Below are 16,678 nucleotides of genomic sequence, written 5' to 3'. Positions count from 1 at the left end.
TTTTGATAAATGAGGTGTAACAAGATGAACACCACAGACCGGCAAATCACGTTCTCTGCTCTTTCCTGTCTTCTCTCTTATCCGGATGAAGAGTGGAGAGCCGAGCTTCCCGATTGGAAGGCTCTTATCCATGAAATCGGCAACCGGCAAATCCGGGAGAAGTTGCTGTACTTTTTCGAGACGTCAGCCAGCTTTTCTCCGGAAGCGCTGATAGAACACTATGTCTATACATTCGACTTCGGGAAAAAAACAAATATGTATGTCACCTACTTTAACTCAGGCGAGCAAAGGGAACGCGGCATCGAATTGCTGCATTTAAAAAACACCTATCAGCAATCCGGTTTCCTGCCGACAGAGAAGGAACTGCCAGATTACCTGCCAATGTTGCTGGAATTTGCCGCAGTTGCAGAAATTGAAGCAGCGAGAAGTGTGTTTGAGAAGTATCTGTCAAATGTAAGGGAGCTGGCATCCCGCCTCGAAAAAAATGACAGCATATACGCTGAGCTGCTGCACGTGCTGCTGGCCGCGCTGGAAAACCTCGGCGTTCGTGAAAGCATTGAAGGGACTGTTCAGGCATGAACGGACAGATCCTCTGGGGCGTGATGCCATACATTGTATTGACGATCTTTATCGGCGGCCATATTTACCGATACCAGCATGACCAATTTGGCTGGACGGCGAAATCAAGCGAGATGCTAGAAAAGAAAAAACTTGCGGCGGGCAGCACTCTTTTTCATTGGGGACTGCTGTGCGTTGTCGGCGGGCATGTCATGGGAATTTTGATCCCGGAAGGCGTGTATGGTGCAATTGGCATTTCAGAGCACATGTATCACAAAATGGCGATTGGTGCAGGCCTGCCGGCGGGGATTGCGGCATGTACCGGACTTGTCATCCTGACGTACAGACGGCTGTTTGACAAAAGAATCCGCAAAACCAGCTCGCCATCGGATATCCTTACGCTCATCCTGCTGCTTTTCATGATGCTGTCGGGTGTTGCGGCCACGTTTCTCAACATTGATTCAAAAGGCTTTGATTACCGGACAACAGTCGGGCCGTGGTTCAGGGAAATCGTTTTGTTCCGGCCTGACCCCTCGTTGATGGAGAGTGTCCCGCTATGGTTTAAGTTTCATATTGTGATAGGCTACGTTGTTTTTATCCTGTGGCCGTTTACAAGATTGGTTCATGTGTTCAGTCTGCCGCTCAAGTATCTGACTCGAAGCTATGTCGTGTATCGGAAACGCTCGTAAAAATCCCCCTTCAAGAGGGGGATTTTTTTATCTTGATGAAAACATAAGATATTTTCTGCCAAGGTAATGGCTGGGCGGCAGGCAGTCTTGTTATGTTTGTAATGCATCATCTAAAAAGGAGAGTGAAGAATGAAGCGGATTTTACTCATTTTAATGGCTTGTGTTATGACAAGCGCCGGAATCCTGACACTCAGACATTCTCATGTATTAACCGGCGGCACGGCTGGACTGTCACTAAGCCTGACATACTTGTTTCACTCCTCGTTTGCCATCACCTTCTTTCTGATCAATATCCCGTTTTATGTGTTTTCTCTCATCAGAATGGGCATCAAATTCACGCTATCCACCGCATTTGCAGTCACAGCGCTGACTCTGTTCACAAGCGCGGATCACTGGCTGCCGTCTGCCTCTTTTTCACCGCTTGCCGGGGCGATTAGCGGCGGGGCGATGATCGGATTCGGCCTGTCGCTCATGTTTTATCATCAGGCTTCACTCGGCGGTGCCAATATTCTTGCTTTATTTCTGCAAAAACGTTATGGATGGAACCCCGGGACAGTTAATTTTCTCTTCGATTTTGCCGCAGTGCTGGCCGGCATTTTCTCAGTCGGCTTGCTGAAAGGGCTCTGCTCCTTAGTGTCCATCGCGGTCACGGGCCTGATCGTCGGCTTCTTCAAAAATAAAATCAAAAGCAGCTACTCCCTCAAGCCGAATATGCTCAAGAACATGACACCCGGCCAATCTCAGGAAGCCTCACCATAAGCCTTTCCGCTTTTTGCGGTGAGGCTTTTTGCATAGAAGGTTTACAGACTAGAAAAAAGAGGTAATACAGAGGTAATCGAATCAGATAGGAGAGAATTAGGATGCTGAAAAGGAGACTGGAATTTTTCTTTTTATATATGATGCTCATCGGGGCATATGTCATATGGTTTTTTCCGGTTTCCAGACTTGAGTTTTACGGAGGATTGCTTTGCTATATAAGCATTATTTTGTTCAGCATCTATTCATTAATTCTTGAAAACCGCACCTCGCAGCACACGCTGTTATGGATCCACATTCTTGTCTTTTTTCCAATCGTCGGCTACGTGTTTTATCTCTTTTCCGGACAGCTTTATGTAAAGGGAAAGCTGTTTAAGACAAAACGAATGTACAACAGGGAGAAGCTCAGGAAGCTGTTTGACAAGGAGGAAACGCCCGAAGTGACAGGGCTGAAGGACAATCAAGAGAGGTTCTTTACATATTCCATCAGGGCTGCCCATATGAATATCAATACGAAAAGCAAGATCAAAGTGCTGAAAAACGGCGAAGAAACCTTTCCTGAACTTTTCAAAGCGATGAGAAAAGCGGAGTCTTACATACATATTGAATACTACATGTTTAAATCAGACATGCTTGGGCGCGGCATGATGGACATTATGATGGAAAAAGCGCGCCAGGGTGTCGAGGTGAGGTTTTTATACGATGCGGCAGGGAGCATGAAGCTGGCAAGAAGAGACATTATGAGAATGAAACAAGCGGGTGTGAATATCGTTCCGTTCTCTCCGCTGAAATACGGGTTTTTCAACCAGAAGCTTAATTTCAGAAATCACCGGAAAATCGTGATCGTCGATGGGAAAATCGGTTTTGTGGGCGGATTAAACGTCGGGAAGGAATATATCAGCCGGGATCCGTACATCGGGTTTTGGAGAGACACGCACCTGCGGCTGGAAGGTGAGATTGTGCAAACGCTTCACGCCATCTTTATGCTGGATTGGGAATACGTCTCCAATGAAGTGTTAATTGATCAAGAAGAGTACAATACCCCTGTGCCCGTGGAGGGAGGGGGCATTTATCAAATTGTCGCGACAGGCCCTGACATGAAGGAAAGCATGAGCGACCTATACTATGAAATGATTTCTTCCGCACAGAAGTCAATCTGGATCGCCACGCCCTATTTTGTCCCCAATGAATCCATTCGCACAGCGCTGAAAGCAGCAGCGACAAAAGGCGTGGAGGTAAGGGTTATGGTGCCGGAGAGGAACGACAGCTTTTTGACCCAATACGCGTCGAGATCCTATTTCCCGGAGCTGCTTCTTGAGGGGATTGAAGTGTACTCCTACCAAAAAGGCTTCATGCATCAAAAAGTCATGATCATTGATGGCGATCTCGCCTCCGTCGGCACGGCGAATATGGACATGCGCAGCTTTCAGCTCAACTTTGAAGTGAATGTGTTCTTTACGGATGCTGAAGCGATTCGCACCCTCGAGGCCCATTTTGAAGAGGATATGCAGGAAAGTGAAAAGCTCAGCCCTGTCGGCTTTTATAAAAGAGGCGTGGCTGACCGGACAAAAGAGTCATTTGCCCGTTTGTTTTCAGGGGTTCTGTAAGAAAAAAGAAATCTGATCTTTCAAAACGGCCTGTGTATAGTATAATTGAGAAATATTATCAGTTATTTATACATTGGGGGAAGATAGGGTGCTGCGGCAATTTTTTTCATATTATAAACCATATAAAACGTTGTTCTTTCTCGACTTTTTCTCAGCGATCGCGGGAGGTTTAATGGAGCTTAGCTTTCCTTTGATCGTCAATTATTTTATTGATACCTTGCTGCCGGGCAGGGACTGGGGGCTGATCATCGCGACCTCAATCGGCTTATTTGCGGTGTACGCGCTCAGCTCGGCTCTTCAGTATATTGTGACCTACTGGGGGCACATGCTCGGAATTAATATCGAGACGGATATGAGAAAGTCGCTTTTTGACCATTTGCAAAAGCTCCCGTTTAAATTTTACGACAACAACAAGACGGGAACACTGATGTCGAAGCTGACGAACGATTTAATGTATATCGGTGAAGTTGCCCATCACGGTCCGGAAGACTTATTCATTGCCGTCATGACCATACTCGGTGCGTTCGGAGTGATGCTTTTTATTAACTGGCAGCTGGCATTATTAACGTTTATCATTATGCCGATCGTCATTTGGCTGGCGCTTTATTTCAACAAAAAAATGACCAAAGCATTTACCACACTGAACAAAGATATCGGGGACTTCAGCGCGCGGGTAGAAAATAATATCGGCGGGATCCGGCTTGTGCAGGCGTTCGGCAATGAAGCGTTTGAAAAAGAACGCTTCGCCGTCAACAACCAGCGTTTTCGTGTCACAAAGCTTTCTTCCTACAAAATCATGGCGAAAAACGGTTCAATCAGCTATATGCTGACCAGGTTTGTCACGCTGTTTGTCCTTTTGTGCGGGACGTGGTTTGTTATTCGCGGCTCCTTATCGTACGGGGAATTTGTGGCGTTTGTGCTCCTGACGAATGTGCTGTTCAGGCCTATTGACAAAATTAATGCCATTATTGAAATGTATCCGAGGGGGATCGCCGGCTTCAAAAGCTATATGGAACTCATGGAGACCGAGCCGGATATTCAGGATTCACCTGATGCGAGAGATGTTTCCGGCCTGAAGGGCAATATCCGCTATGAACATGTTTCGTTTGGCTATGATGACCATCACAACGTCCTCAATGACATTAATCTATCCATTCAAGCGGGGGAAACGGTTGCGTTCGTCGGTCCGTCAGGTGCGGGAAAATCAACGCTTTGCAGCCTGCTTCCGCGTTTTTATGAAGCATCGAAGGGCGACATTACAATTGACGGCATCAGCATAAAAGACATGACGCTTTCTTCATTGCGCGGGCAAATTGGCGTCGTACAGCAGGACGTTTTCTTATTCGCGGGTACGCTTAGAGAAAATATCGCCTACGGCCGATTAAGCGCATCAGAAGAAGACATTTGGCAGGCTGTGAAGCAGGCGCATCTGGAAGATCTCGTCCATAGCATGCCGGATGGATTGGATACTATGATTGGCGAACGCGGCGTGAAGCTTTCCGGCGGACAAAAACAACGTTTGTCAATTGCGCGGATGTTCTTGAAAAATCCGTCGATCCTGATTCTCGACGAAGCCACCTCAGCCCTTGATACGGAAACGGAAGCGGCGATCCAAAAGGCGCTTCAAGAGTTGTCCGAGGGGCGCACGACGCTCGTCATCGCCCACAGGCTGGCGACAATCAAAGACGCGGACAGAATTGTAGTCGTTACAAACAATGGGATTGAAGAACAAGGCCGTCATCAAGACCTGATCGAAGCCGGAGGCCTATACAGCAGGCTGCATCAAGCGCAATTCGGGCAAATGGTGCAGCGATAGGGGGAGAACATGGACAGAAAAAATGTGCTGTACATTGCTGTTTCATTGGACGGAATGATCACAAGAGAAGATGGAAGCATCGATTGGCTGGAGGAATTTGAAGGTGAAGGCGACAACGGCTACAGTGATTTTTATCAGACTGTTGATACAGTCATTTTAGGGCGGAGCACATATGAGCACGTTAAAGTGCTAACCCCCGTTTTCCCGTATCAGGATAAAACCTGCTATGTTTTTACAGGATCGCCCGACAGTTATCAGGATGAACATGTGACGTTTATCAATGAGGGAGCCAGAGCCTTCACTGACCGTTTGAAACAGGAAAAAGGCTTAAACATCTGGATAGCTGGCGGGGGAGAGCTGGTGAATGCCTTTATGAAAGAAGATGCCATCGACGAATTCATCATCACCGTTATTCCGGTTGTGTTAGGAAGCGGCATCCCGCTGTTTCAAGAGCTAACGAACGAAACAAAGCTGCGGCTAAAAGGGATGAAACAATTTGGACAAGCGGTTCAGCTCCATTATGTAAGATCATAAGAAAAAGGATAGACAAGATGTCTATCCTTTTTATATGTAAATTTAAAGCGCTTCTCTTTCAGCAGGCTCGATAAGATTTTGGAATTTCTCAATCAGCTGTGGCGCTTTTGTTCCTTCCACTACGATCAGGTATTCCTTTTCGTTATGAGCCATGCGGAATGTTTCAAGCTCAATTAAGCTTTTGATTTTGCACATCGTTTTCTTTGAGTAAATATAAACCTCGTGACTTCCGGAATGGCACATTTTATAAAGATGAATCAAATTTCTTAAAGTAAATGCCTGTGCGGCTACTTTCAGAGACTTGATGTTTTTCATGATCTTTCTCCTCCATCGATTGTTGTCTTATATAGCCTATGTTCCCAGAGCGAGCAAGCCGTAAACCTGTTTTTGCACATTTATGACTTCCATTGCAGCACGCCGCCGCCGATGCGTTTGACACCGCGGATGGAGCTTAATTCATCCATCAAGCGGAGAAGCGCCTTGTCTTTCTGCTTTGCTTCGATCATGAAATCTATATTTGTTCCCCATTGCCTAAAGCGTTCCAACAGCGGCAGCAAAAAGTTGGCGTCAACATAATCGGCATGGCTGCGTATGACTTGCTCCGATTTTGGAGAAGACAAGTGAACCTTAGGCTGAAGGCCGATCCGCTCCCACGTTTTGATCATCCGGGGCAGCGCTTCATTCAGGTCGGCGTGATCATCTGGATTGGCGTAAAAATGATGAAAGTCAAAGACAAACGGAACATTCTCCTGCTCACAGACCTGAAGCGTTTCTTCCGTCGTATATGTTTTATCATCATTTTCAAGTGTCATCCGCTGCTTGATCTCCTGCGGCAGCTGTTTTATATTGTGATGAAATTGTGCGGTCGCGGTGTCTTTATTGCCGTAAGCGCCGCCAATATGAATATTGATCACGGAGCGATCAGCAATGCCCATGGCTTCAAGCATACGGTAATGATACGCCATATCGGTTACCGCATTGTTTGTGACAGATTCCTTCGGGCTCGTAAACAGAGTGAATTGGTTTGGATGAAAGCTTGATCTCAGTTGATGTGTTTTCACAAGCTCTCCAATCTCCCGAAACTCTTTTTGAAATGGTGTTACAAAATCCCACATCACTTCGGGGTGCGTAGCCAGCGGCACAATCGAACTGGAAAAACGGTACAAAGGAATGCCGTGTCCGATGATATAGTGAAGGGTTCTCATCGTATTGCGTAAATTGGCTTTTGTCACAGTCAGAAGCGCTTCTTTTCTTTCAGTTTTTGAAAGCTTTGAATAATGCGCGAATGTCAATGTTTTAGCGGGAGACGCATCCCAAAGGCTCATCGCATTTGAAACGAACCCGAATCTGAAAATCATAGGAACTCTCCTTTATAAGAAATAAGATAACGCCTTGCCGAGCCATTCTGCCGGTCGCTGCCTGAATGTGCGCTTGCTGAAATCCTCTATCGTCAGCAGCTCCGACTTTTTCATATCCTCCTCAATCGTGGCATAGACTTCACTTGTAAACGCTTCGTCATCAATTTCGACATTCACCTCTTCATTTAAAAACAGGCTTCGTTTATCGAAGTTGGCTGTTCCGATTATGCTGAGATGGTCGTCTATGATGACAGCTTTTACATGATAAAACCCTTGATAATAACGATAAATAAGACAGCCTGCATCCAAGAGCTCCGAATAATACGTAAAAGCCGCTTCTCTCACTAGCGGATGGTCTGATTTCATCGGTACAATGATTCTCACGGATACGCCGTTTTTTCTTGCATTGAGGAGGGCTTCTTGGAGCGGTTTTGATGGAATGTAATAAGGCGTGCAAACCGTAAGGCGATTCTTCGCTTGGGCGATATTGGCCAAGTATATGTTTTCAAGGGAATAACCGTCGGTTGCATAGATCTTGTGAGAAATATTCCCTTGCTGAAGCTTTGGCCAAACATCCGAACCCAATGTGATTCCGGTATTTCGTTTTAGATCGGAAGCAAAAAGCGTTTGAAGATCATGTACGCCTTCTCCCTTTATACGCAGATGATAATCCTCCCAATTGCCGAACTTCGCCTTCTTTCCAAGATATTCTTCGGCGATGTTAAACCCGCCGATATAACCGATTTTTCCGTCTATCACCGTAATCTTCCGGTGATTCCGCTTTTGCATGTGAAAAAAGAAAAAAGGAAAACGGGGACGATTCATCACATGGACATGGACGCCGGCATTTTGCATTGTCTGCAGCGCCGTTTTTTTAATTGCCCGGCAGCCCGCCCAATCCAGAAGCAAATAAACGGAGACGCCAGCCTGGGCTTTTGTTTTCAGCAGGGTATACATATTGTGGCTGACCTCATCATTTTTCATAATAAAAAACATCATGTGAACAGAAGAGGCAGCCTGGCGAATATCCTTCATCATCCGCTCAACGAGATCTGATCCGCAGTGGATCAATTCGATGTCACTCTTCTTTTTTGAAAAACCAGGCTCGTACGCCTTCTTTCTGTATCCGGCACGGCCCATGAAGATATCAAGCAGAATCAAAGCAAAAAAAATAACGACAATGATCATAATCACGATAAATACCTTCATACCGGCACTCCTTTCCGTAGTAAAGGTAGTGTGCCCGAACAGCGGGAATTTAATTATTGACTGAACACTCATTCATTATTTATCATAAAGGTAATCTTATACAGATTCGGGGGTAGGGGATCGCGGTCTTTATCCAGTAAAAAGGGGGAATTGGAATGAGCGGCTTTCTCATCGCAAATGCATTATTATTTTTGATTGTAACCGCTTACGCTGTCTATTTGTTTGTGTACTTGGTCAAAACGAGACTGGCCTACATCAAGCTCGGCCAGAAAGAACAATTTGATCAACGGTTCAAGGAACGGCTTCGCGCCATATGGGTGAATGTATTCGGACAGAAAAAACTGCTTAAGGACAAGAAAAGCGGTATTATTCACGTCATGTTTTTCTATGGATTTATTTTGGTTCAGTTCGGAGCGATTGACTTTATCATCAAAGGACTGGCTCCTGGCCGTAATCTGCCGCTTGGACCGGTCTATCCCGCTTTCACCTTTTTTCAGGAAATCGTTACGTTTCTCATTTTAATTGCTGTGGGATGGGCATTCTACAGACGTTATATCGAAAAGCTCGTGAGGCTGAAACGCAATTTCAAAGCCGGACTCGTTCTGATTTTCATCGGAGGTTTAATGCTGACCGTTCTGCTTGGGAATGGGATGAATCTGATCTGGCATGAGCATGGGCTTTCTTGGAGCGAGCCAATTGCTTCAGGTATTGCGTTTATGCTTAGCGGAGTCGGGAAAACAGGTGCGGCAGTGATTTTCTATATCGCATGGTGGATCCATCTTCTGTTCTTGCTTAGCTTTTTAGTGTACGTGCCTCAGTCGAAGCATGCCCATTTAATCGCCGGCCCGGCAAATGTCTTTTTCAATCGAATGGAATCTGCCGGAAAACTTGAAAAAATAGATTTTACCGACGAAACGAAAGAAAGCTACGGAGCGGGTAAAATTGAAGATTTCAGGCAGTCCCAGCTGCTTGATTTGTACGCATGTGTCGAGTGCGGCCGCTGCACCAATATGTGCCCTGCAACAGGCACCGGAAAAATGCTGTCTCCGATGGACTTGATTTTGCGTCTCAGAGACCATCTCACGGAAAAAGGCGCCGCCGTCACCTCGCGCTCGCCATGGGTGCCCGCGGCAGCGTTCCAACATACGAGAGGCAATCAGCTGGCGGCAGCGTCAGCGGGCAGCGGATCGCAGGAAGCCGCAGCAGCGCTGGATTACAATCCAAGCTTGATCGGCGACGTCATCACAGAGGAAGAAATTTGGGCATGCACCACTTGCCGAAACTGTGAGGATCAATGCCCGGTCATGAATGAGCACGTGGATAAAATCATCGACCTCCGCCGCTACCTCGTACTGACTGAAGGAAAAATGGACAGTGACGCCCAGCGCGCGATGACTAGTATCGAGCGGCAGGGAAATCCGTGGGGACTCAACCGCAAGGAACGCGAAAACTGGCGTGACGCGGCGCCGGATGCTGAGATTCCGACCGTGAAAGAAATGAAAAAAGAAGGAAAAGAGTTTGAGTACCTTTTCTGGGTTGGTTCCATGGGGTCCTACGACAACAGAAGCCAGAAAATCGCGATTTCCTTTGCCAAGCTGCTCAATCACGCAGGCGTGTCCTTCGCGATCCTCGGCAATAAAGAAAAAAATTCAGGAGACACGCCGCGCCGCCTCGGAAATGAATTTTTGTTCCAAGAGCTGGCTGAGAAGAATATTTCTGAATTTGAAAAAAATGATGTCAAAAAAATCGTTACGATCGATCCCCATGCATACAATTTATTTAAAAACGAATATCCGGATTTCGGATTTGAAGGCGAGGTTTATCATCATACAGAGGTGCTGGCCGAGCTTGTAAAAAACGGAAAGTTAAAGCCGCAGCATCCGCTTCATGAGACGATTACCTTCCATGATTCGTGCTATTTGGGCAGGTACAATGAAGTCTATGATCCGCCGAGAGAGATTTTGAAAGCCATTCCGGGCGTGCAGCTGATTGAAATGGAGAGGAACCGGGAAACCGGCATGTGCTGCGGAGCCGGCGGGGGATTAATGTGGATGGAGGAAGAAACGGGTAACAGGATTAACGTCGCCAGGACTGAGCAAGCGCTAGCGGTCAACCCATCGGTGATCAGTTCCGGCTGTCCGTACTGTCTCACGATGCTTGGGGACGGCACAAAGGCGAAGGAAGCCGAAGACCAAGTCAAAACATACGACGTCGTCGAGCTTCTGGCTCAATCCGTTTTAGGCGCTGACCTGAAAATGGGGGAGAAGGAATGAATTTTTCATTATCAGAAGAACACGAGATGATACGAAAATTGGTGCGCGATTTTGCGAAACATGAGGTGGCTCCGACAGCGGCAGAACGAGACGAACAAGAACGCTTCGATCGCGAACTGTTTCGGGAAATGGCAAATCTGGGGCTGACGGGAATTCCGTGGCCTGAAGATTACGGTGGAATCGGGAGTGACTATTTGGCCTACGTCATCGCGGTGGAGGAGCTGTCAAAAGTGTGCGCCTCCACCGGTGTGACGCTTTCCGCCCATATCTCTCTTTGCAGCTGGCCGCTGTTTGCCTTTGGGACGGAGGAACAGAAGACAGAGTACTTAACACAGCTGGCCCTAGGAGAGAAAATCGGCGCATTCGCTTTGACCGAACCAGGGTCCGGCTCTGACGCCGGCGGCATGAAAACAACTGCTGAACGAATCGGCGATGACTATGTGTTAAATGGTTCAAAAGTGTTTATCACAAACGGCGGTGTTGCTGATATTTATATTGTTTTTGCAGTCACCGATCCCGAGAAAAAGAAAAAAGGCATTACCGCTTTTATAGTAGAAAAGGATTTTGAAGGATTTTTTACAGGCAAGAAAGAAAAGAAGCTGGGCATCCGTTCTTCACCGACAACGGAAATCATGTTCGAAGATTGTGTAGTCCCTGCATCAAACCGTCTCGGAGAAGAAGGAGAAGGCTTCAAAATCGCGATGCAGACGCTTGACGGAGGCAGAAACGGCATTGCCGCACAAGCCGTAGGCATCGCTCAAGGGGCGCTTGATGCGGCGCTTCAATATGCAAAAGAGCGAAAGCAATTCGGAAAAGCGATCGCTGAGCAGCAGGGCATCGCTTTTAAACTCGCGGATATGGCTACAATGATAGAAGCTTCAAGGCTACTGACCTATCAGGCTGCATGGTTAGAATCATCAGGCCTTCCATATGGAAAAGCTTCCGCCATGTCCAAACTGATGGCTGGAGATACGGCGATGAAGGTGACGACTGAAGCCGTGCAGATTTTCGGCGGCTACGGCTATACAAAAGATTACCCAGTAGAACGTTATATGCGTGATGCGAAAATCACGCAAATCTATGAAGGCACTCAAGAAATTCAAAGACTTGTCATCTCCAGAATGCTCGCGGATTAACGGAAAACATCTCTCAGTCGGATCACTCTTGTAAAATTATTTAAATTAACGCTGTTAAGGGTAGCATATTCTGTTTTATTTTGTTTATAATGAGAGGTATGGTTTGTATAAGAACGATACAAAATCGCTTTCATTATTGATAAAACAGATACATATAAGTAATAGAAAGGGAGTGTCCGACCTTGGGTATCAAACAATATTCACAGGAAGAGCTAAAGGAAATGGCTTTAGTTGAAATCGCTCACGAATTATTTGAAGAACATAAAAAACCAGTTCCTTTTCAGGAGCTTTTAAATGAAATTGCATCTTTGCTCGGCGTGAAAAAAGAAGAGCTTGGAGACCGCATCGCTCAATTTTATACAGATTTAAACATTGACGGCCGCTTCCTGGCGCTTTCTGACCAGACGTGGGGGCTTCGCAGCTGGTATCCGTATGATCAGCTTGATGAAGAAACTCAGCCGACAGTCAAGGCGAAAAAGAAAAAAGCGAAGAAAGCAGTCGAGGAAGATCTTGATCTTGACGAGTTTGAAGAGATCGATGAAGACGACCTTGATTTGGATGAAGTTGAGGAAGAACTTGATCTTGAGACCGACGATTTTGATGATGAAGATATTGATGAAGACGATGACGATCTTGAGATTGAAGAAGATATTATTGATGAAGATGATGAAGACTATGACGATGAAGAAGAGGAAGTTAAATAGTATAAGATTTCATCTTCAAAACGATCTTGACTTTCATAGTCGAACTATGTAGTATGTATTTTGGGCTCTTCAAAAACGAAGAGAGAACATAGTACGTTATGCTCCCTTTCAAGAAATTGAAAGGGAGCTTTCTTATTTTCACCCCTCATTTTTCTTATAAATCATTTAAAAGGCTAAATGATTTTTTATAAAATAGTACATTTTAAAAATGTAGCTAAGAGCGAAGAGAGGAGCAAACGAAATGACGAAATATATTTTTGTAACCGGGGGAGTTGTATCCTCACTTGGAAAGGGTATTGTAGCAGCTTCATTAGGACGTTTGCTGAAAAACCGCGGACTGAACGTGACGATTCAAAAATTCGATCCATACATCAACGTTGACCCGGGAACAATGAGCCCGTACCAGCACGGTGAAGTATTCGTAACGGATGACGGCGCTGAAACAGACTTGGACCTTGGTCACTATGAGCGTTTTATCGACATCAACCTGAATAAATTCAGCAACGTGACAACAGGTAAAATCTATTCAACAGTTCTTAAAAAAGAACGCCGCGGAGATTACCTTGGCGGAACCGTACAGGTCATCCCGCACATCACAAACGAATTGAAAGACCGTGTTTACCGCGCAGGAAAAGAGACAAACGCAGATGTCGTTATTACAGAAATCGGCGGTACTGTCGGAGACATCGAATCATTGCCATTCCTTGAAGCAATCCGCCAAATGAAGAGCGACATCGGCCGTGAAAACGTAATGTACATCCACTGTACGCTTGTCCCTTACATTAAAGCTGCTGGGGAATTAAAAACAAAACCGACACAGCACAGCGTAAAAGAATTGCGCAGCTTGGGCATTCAGCCAAACATTATCGTCGTTCGTACAGAAATGCCGATTTCTCAAGATATGAAAGATAAAATCGCGCTATTCTGCGACATCGATACAAAAGCGGTTATTGAATGTGAAGATGCGGACAACCTCTACTCCATTCCGCTTGAGCTTCAAAAACAAGGGCTTGATAAGCTTGTTTGCGAGCACATGAAATTGGCATGCGAAGAAGCGGAAATGTCCGAGTGGAAAGAGCTTGTTAACAAGGTCAGCAATCTGTCTCAAACGATTACAATCGGCCTTGTCGGCAAATATGTTGAGCTTCCTGACGCATACATTTCTGTTGTCGAGTCCCTTCGCCATGCGGGCTATGCGTTTGACACAGATGTAAAAGTGAAATGGATCAACGCGGAAGAAGTGACAGAAAACAATATCGCAGAACTCACAAGCGGAACTGACGGCATCATTGTGCCGGGCGGATTCGGAGACCGCGGTGTTGAAGGCAAAATCGTCGCAACAAAACACGCGCGCGAAAACAATATTCCGTTCTTGGGCATTTGCTTGGGCATGCAGGTGGCGTCTATTGAATACGCACGAAACGTATTGGGCTTAAAAGGCGCTCACTCAGCGGAAATTGATCCGTCAACTCAATACCCGATCATTGACCTTCTTCCTGAACAGAAGGATGTTGAGGATCTCGGAGGAACGCTTCGTCTCGGCCTTTACCCTTGTAAGCTTGAAGAAGGCACGAAAGCCTTTGAAGTGTATCAGGATGAAGTGGTGTACGAGCGCCACCGCCATCGCTATGAGTTTAACAATGAATTCAGACAGCAAATGGAAGAGCAAGGCTTCGTATTCTCAGGCACAAGCCCTGACGGACGACTTGTTGAAATCATCGAGCTGAAAGAACACCCTTGGTTCGTGGCTTCTCAGTTCCACCCAGAGTTCAAGTCAAGACCGACAAGACCTCAGCCTCTATTCAAAGGCTTTATTGGAGCGTCTGTCGAAGCTGCGAATCAGAAGTAACAAAAAAAGACTTGCCGTTTGTCAAAAGCGGGCAAGTCTTTTTTATTTGTTTCCGGCAAGATCAAGCATGTACAATAAGATATTATGCATACTCTTGCAGAATTTCTTTTAGGGTAAACGATAAAGCGTGATAGACATACAGTGCCGTCATTAAAGAGGGAAATCCGTAACGGGTGCCGTCTTCATCGGGAACAAGCGGCATTTTTAATTTGGAATCAATATGCACATCACAATACTGTTCTATTCCCGCGCTATCTTTGGCTGCGGGCGATACGCATACGACTCCCGCGCCTTTTTCATACAGCTCTTTTGCGAGCGCCTGCTCTTCGGCTGTGCCCGGCCCCGAGCAAAACATCAGCACCCTGTCGCTTTCTGTCACTTCTTCAGCGCTTTCCGGAAAGGCTTTGACAGATGGAAAGGGTTCTTTGCTTTCAGTGGCCTCATAAAAGACGCCCTGAAGTTCATTCGCTCCGTATAAATAAATGGAATGCCCGCTGATCACCGCTTGAGCAAGCAGCCGCGCCCCATCTTCAATCGCGTCAGATTCCTTATCCTGAATGCGGGAAAAAATACCTGTTAACTGCGTCGTAAATATTTTCAACATAAGTGAATCCTCCTTTATAACGTACAATATCAGTATACAACAAAAGAGAAAATGCTCAGAAAATGTCGTAAAGTAGACTATTATAATTAAAGGAAATAGGAAAATCAAACAGAATACATACACTACTGCTTACTTTTGACGAAAATCATAATATTGGGGTGTAAAATGATGAATGAAAAAATTTTAATCGTTGATGATCAATACGGCATTCGTATTTTGCTTAATGAAGTGTTCAATAAAGAAGGCTACCAGACGTTTCAGGCTGCAAACGGCCTGCAAGCGCTTGACATTGTGACAAAAGAACGGCCAGATCTTGTGCTTTTAGACATGAAAATTCCCGGCATGGACGGAATCGAAATCCTAAAACGGATGAAGGTCATTGACGAAAACATCCGGGTCATTATCATGACGGCATACGGAGAGCTCGACATGATTCAGGAATCAAAGGAATTGGGCGCTCTAACGCACTTTGCAAAGCCGTTTGACATCGACGAAATCAGAGACGCTGTCAAAAAATATCTGCCCCTGAAGTCTAACTGACAAAAAGAAGAAACAAATGAATGATGTCATTGTGTTGCCGATTTGTCGAAAAGTTGGTATCCTAGTTATGGAGAAAAAGCGATCTGAGTATTTACATATGACAGCAATATATGGGTCATGCTAGGGTGGAAAGCTTTTTTCGCTAGAAGACAATCAGGCTACATAAGGAGGACATTCGACATGCCTTTAGTTTCTATGACGGAAATGTTGAATACAGCTAAAGAAAAAGGGTACGCTGTAGGACAATTTAACTTAAACAACCTTGAGTTTACTCAAGCGATTTTACAAGCAGCTGAAGAAGAAAAATCTCCAGTGATCCTTGGTGTTTCCGAAGGTGCGGGACGCTACATGGGCGGCTTCAAAACAGTCGTTGCTATGGTAAAAGCACTTATGGAAGAGTACAAAGTGACAGTTCCTGTTGCGATTCACTTAGACCACGGTTCAAGCTTTGAATCTTGTGCGAAAGCGATTCATGCAGGTTTCACATCTGTAATGATCGACGCTTCTCACCATCCATTTGAAGAAAACGTAGCAACAACTGCTAAAGTTGTTGAGCTTGCTCATTTCCACGGAGTATCTGTAGAAGCTGAGCTTGGAACAGTCGGCGGACAAGAAGATGACGTTATCGCTGAAGGCGTAATCTACGCTGACCCTAAAGAGTGCCAAGAGCTTGTTGAGCGCACTGGCATCGACTGCCTTGCACCTGCATTAGGTTCTGTTCACGGCCCTTACAAAGGCGAACCAAACCTTGGCTTCAAAGAAATGGAAGAAATCGGGAAATCAACTGGTCTTCCGCTAGTTCTTCACGGCGGTACTGGAATTCCGACTGCTGACATCAAAAAATCAATTTCACTTGGTACAGCTAAAATCAACGTGAATACTGAAAACCAAATTTCTTCTGCAAAAGCTGTTCGTGAAACATTGGCAGCTAAGCCTGACGAGTACGATCCACGTAAATATCTTGGACCAGCTCGTGAAGCGATCAAAGAAACAGTTATCGGTAAAATGCGTGAATTTGGTTCTTCAAACCAAGCTTAATTCAATT

16 protein-coding genes are annotated in these 16,678 nt (G+C 45.7%); 12 read left to right on the top strand and 4 right to left on the bottom strand.

Annotation, left to right across the window (positions count from 1 at the left end):
- Positions 1-24: 24 nt before the first annotated feature.
- The 6 genes from narJ (at position 25) to JQX68_RS19105 (ending at position 5,960) form a co-directional block, all read left to right on the top strand.
- On the top strand, positions 25-579 hold the full coding sequence (narJ, locus tag JQX68_RS19130) for a nitrate reductase molybdenum cofactor assembly chaperone (protein WP_147772657.1): 555 nt from the start codon (positions 25-27) through the stop codon (positions 577-579).
- Positions 576-1,247: a respiratory nitrate reductase subunit gamma gene (gene narI, locus JQX68_RS19125; RefSeq protein ID WP_014665753.1), complete on the top strand. Its 672-nt coding sequence runs from the start codon at positions 576-578 to the stop codon at positions 1,245-1,247. The genes narJ and narI overlap by 4 nt, the downstream gene beginning before the upstream one ends.
- Positions 1,248-1,376: 129 nt before the next feature.
- Positions 1,377-2,006, top strand: coding sequence for a YitT family protein (locus JQX68_RS19120; RefSeq protein ID WP_147772656.1), 630 nt, complete (start codon positions 1,377-1,379; stop codon positions 2,004-2,006).
- A 101-nt stretch (positions 2,007-2,107) separates the two neighbouring features.
- Positions 2,108-3,610, top strand: a complete 1,503-nt coding sequence (gene cls / locus JQX68_RS19115; protein WP_147772655.1) for a cardiolipin synthase — start codon at positions 2,108-2,110, stop codon at positions 3,608-3,610.
- An 88-nt stretch (positions 3,611-3,698) separates the two neighbouring features.
- On the top strand, positions 3,699-5,426 hold the full coding sequence (locus JQX68_RS19110; RefSeq protein ID WP_147772654.1) for an ABC transporter ATP-binding protein: 1,728 nt from the start codon (positions 3,699-3,701) through the stop codon (positions 5,424-5,426).
- Between the two features lie 9 nt (positions 5,427-5,435).
- Positions 5,436-5,960: a dihydrofolate reductase family protein gene (locus JQX68_RS19105; RefSeq protein ID WP_147772653.1), complete on the top strand. Its 525-nt coding sequence runs from the start codon at positions 5,436-5,438 to the stop codon at positions 5,958-5,960.
- A gap of 42 nt (positions 5,961-6,002) precedes the next feature.
- Here JQX68_RS19105 and JQX68_RS19100 read toward each other — a convergent pair whose 3' ends face one another.
- From JQX68_RS19100 to cls (JQX68_RS19090), 3 genes are all read right to left on the bottom strand, one after another.
- Positions 6,003-6,275 (bottom strand): hypothetical protein, encoded by a 273-nt coding sequence (locus tag JQX68_RS19100; protein ID WP_014665748.1) that lies wholly within the window; start codon positions 6,273-6,275, stop codon positions 6,003-6,005.
- Between the two features lie 80 nt (positions 6,276-6,355).
- Positions 6,356-7,318: a UV DNA damage repair endonuclease UvsE gene (gene uvsE / locus JQX68_RS19095; RefSeq protein WP_147772652.1), complete on the bottom strand. Its 963-nt coding sequence runs from the start codon at positions 7,316-7,318 to the stop codon at positions 6,356-6,358.
- 12 nt (positions 7,319-7,330) lie between these two features.
- Positions 7,331-8,527, bottom strand: coding sequence for a cardiolipin synthase (cls, locus tag JQX68_RS19090; RefSeq protein ID WP_205440382.1), 1,197 nt, complete (start codon positions 8,525-8,527; stop codon positions 7,331-7,333).
- A 155-nt stretch (positions 8,528-8,682) separates the two neighbouring features.
- Between cls (JQX68_RS19090) and JQX68_RS19085 the strand changes: the two genes are divergently transcribed.
- From JQX68_RS19085 to pyrG, 4 genes are all read left to right on the top strand, one after another.
- Positions 8,683-10,800: a heterodisulfide reductase-related iron-sulfur binding cluster gene (locus JQX68_RS19085; protein WP_040081536.1), complete on the top strand. Its 2,118-nt coding sequence runs from the start codon at positions 8,683-8,685 to the stop codon at positions 10,798-10,800.
- Positions 10,797-11,936 carry an acyl-CoA dehydrogenase AcdA gene (gene acdA / locus JQX68_RS19080; protein WP_147772650.1) on the top strand — a complete coding sequence of 380 codons (1,140 nt, stop codon included), beginning with the start codon at positions 10,797-10,799 and terminating at the stop codon, positions 11,934-11,936. Before JQX68_RS19085 ends, acdA begins: the two co-directional genes overlap by 4 nt.
- 182 nt (positions 11,937-12,118) lie before the next feature.
- Positions 12,119-12,640, top strand: a complete 522-nt coding sequence (gene rpoE / locus JQX68_RS19075) for a DNA-directed RNA polymerase subunit delta (RefSeq protein ID WP_069150494.1) — start codon at positions 12,119-12,121, stop codon at positions 12,638-12,640.
- A gap of 241 nt (positions 12,641-12,881) precedes the next feature.
- A complete protein-coding gene (pyrG, locus tag JQX68_RS19070) occupies positions 12,882-14,489 on the top strand; it encodes a glutamine hydrolyzing CTP synthase (RefSeq protein ID WP_147772649.1) in 1,608 nt (535 codons plus the stop codon).
- An 82-nt stretch (positions 14,490-14,571) separates the two neighbouring features.
- Here the strand turns inward: pyrG and JQX68_RS19065 are convergent, their stop codons facing one another.
- Positions 14,572-15,093, bottom strand: a complete 522-nt coding sequence (locus tag JQX68_RS19065; RefSeq protein ID WP_014665740.1) for a DUF2529 domain-containing protein — start codon at positions 15,091-15,093, stop codon at positions 14,572-14,574.
- A gap of 165 nt (positions 15,094-15,258) precedes the next feature.
- On the opposite strand from JQX68_RS19065, the gene spo0F reads away from it, so the two are divergent.
- Positions 15,259-15,633, top strand: coding sequence for a sporulation initiation phosphotransferase Spo0F (gene spo0F, locus JQX68_RS19060; protein WP_003227621.1), 375 nt, complete (start codon positions 15,259-15,261; stop codon positions 15,631-15,633).
- 180 nt (positions 15,634-15,813) lie between these two features.
- Positions 15,814-16,671 (top strand): class II fructose-bisphosphate aldolase, encoded by an 858-nt coding sequence (locus JQX68_RS19055; RefSeq protein WP_003243339.1) that lies wholly within the window; start codon positions 15,814-15,816, stop codon positions 16,669-16,671.
- Positions 16,672-16,678 lie beyond the last annotated feature (7 nt).

Source organism: Bacillus sp. LJBS06, assembly GCF_016924995.1.
GTDB lineage: Bacteria > Bacillota > Bacilli > Bacillales > Bacillaceae > Bacillus > Bacillus stercoris.
The sequence above is the reverse complement of the archived record's forward strand: the minus strand, read 5'-3'. Positions and strand labels throughout refer to the sequence as shown.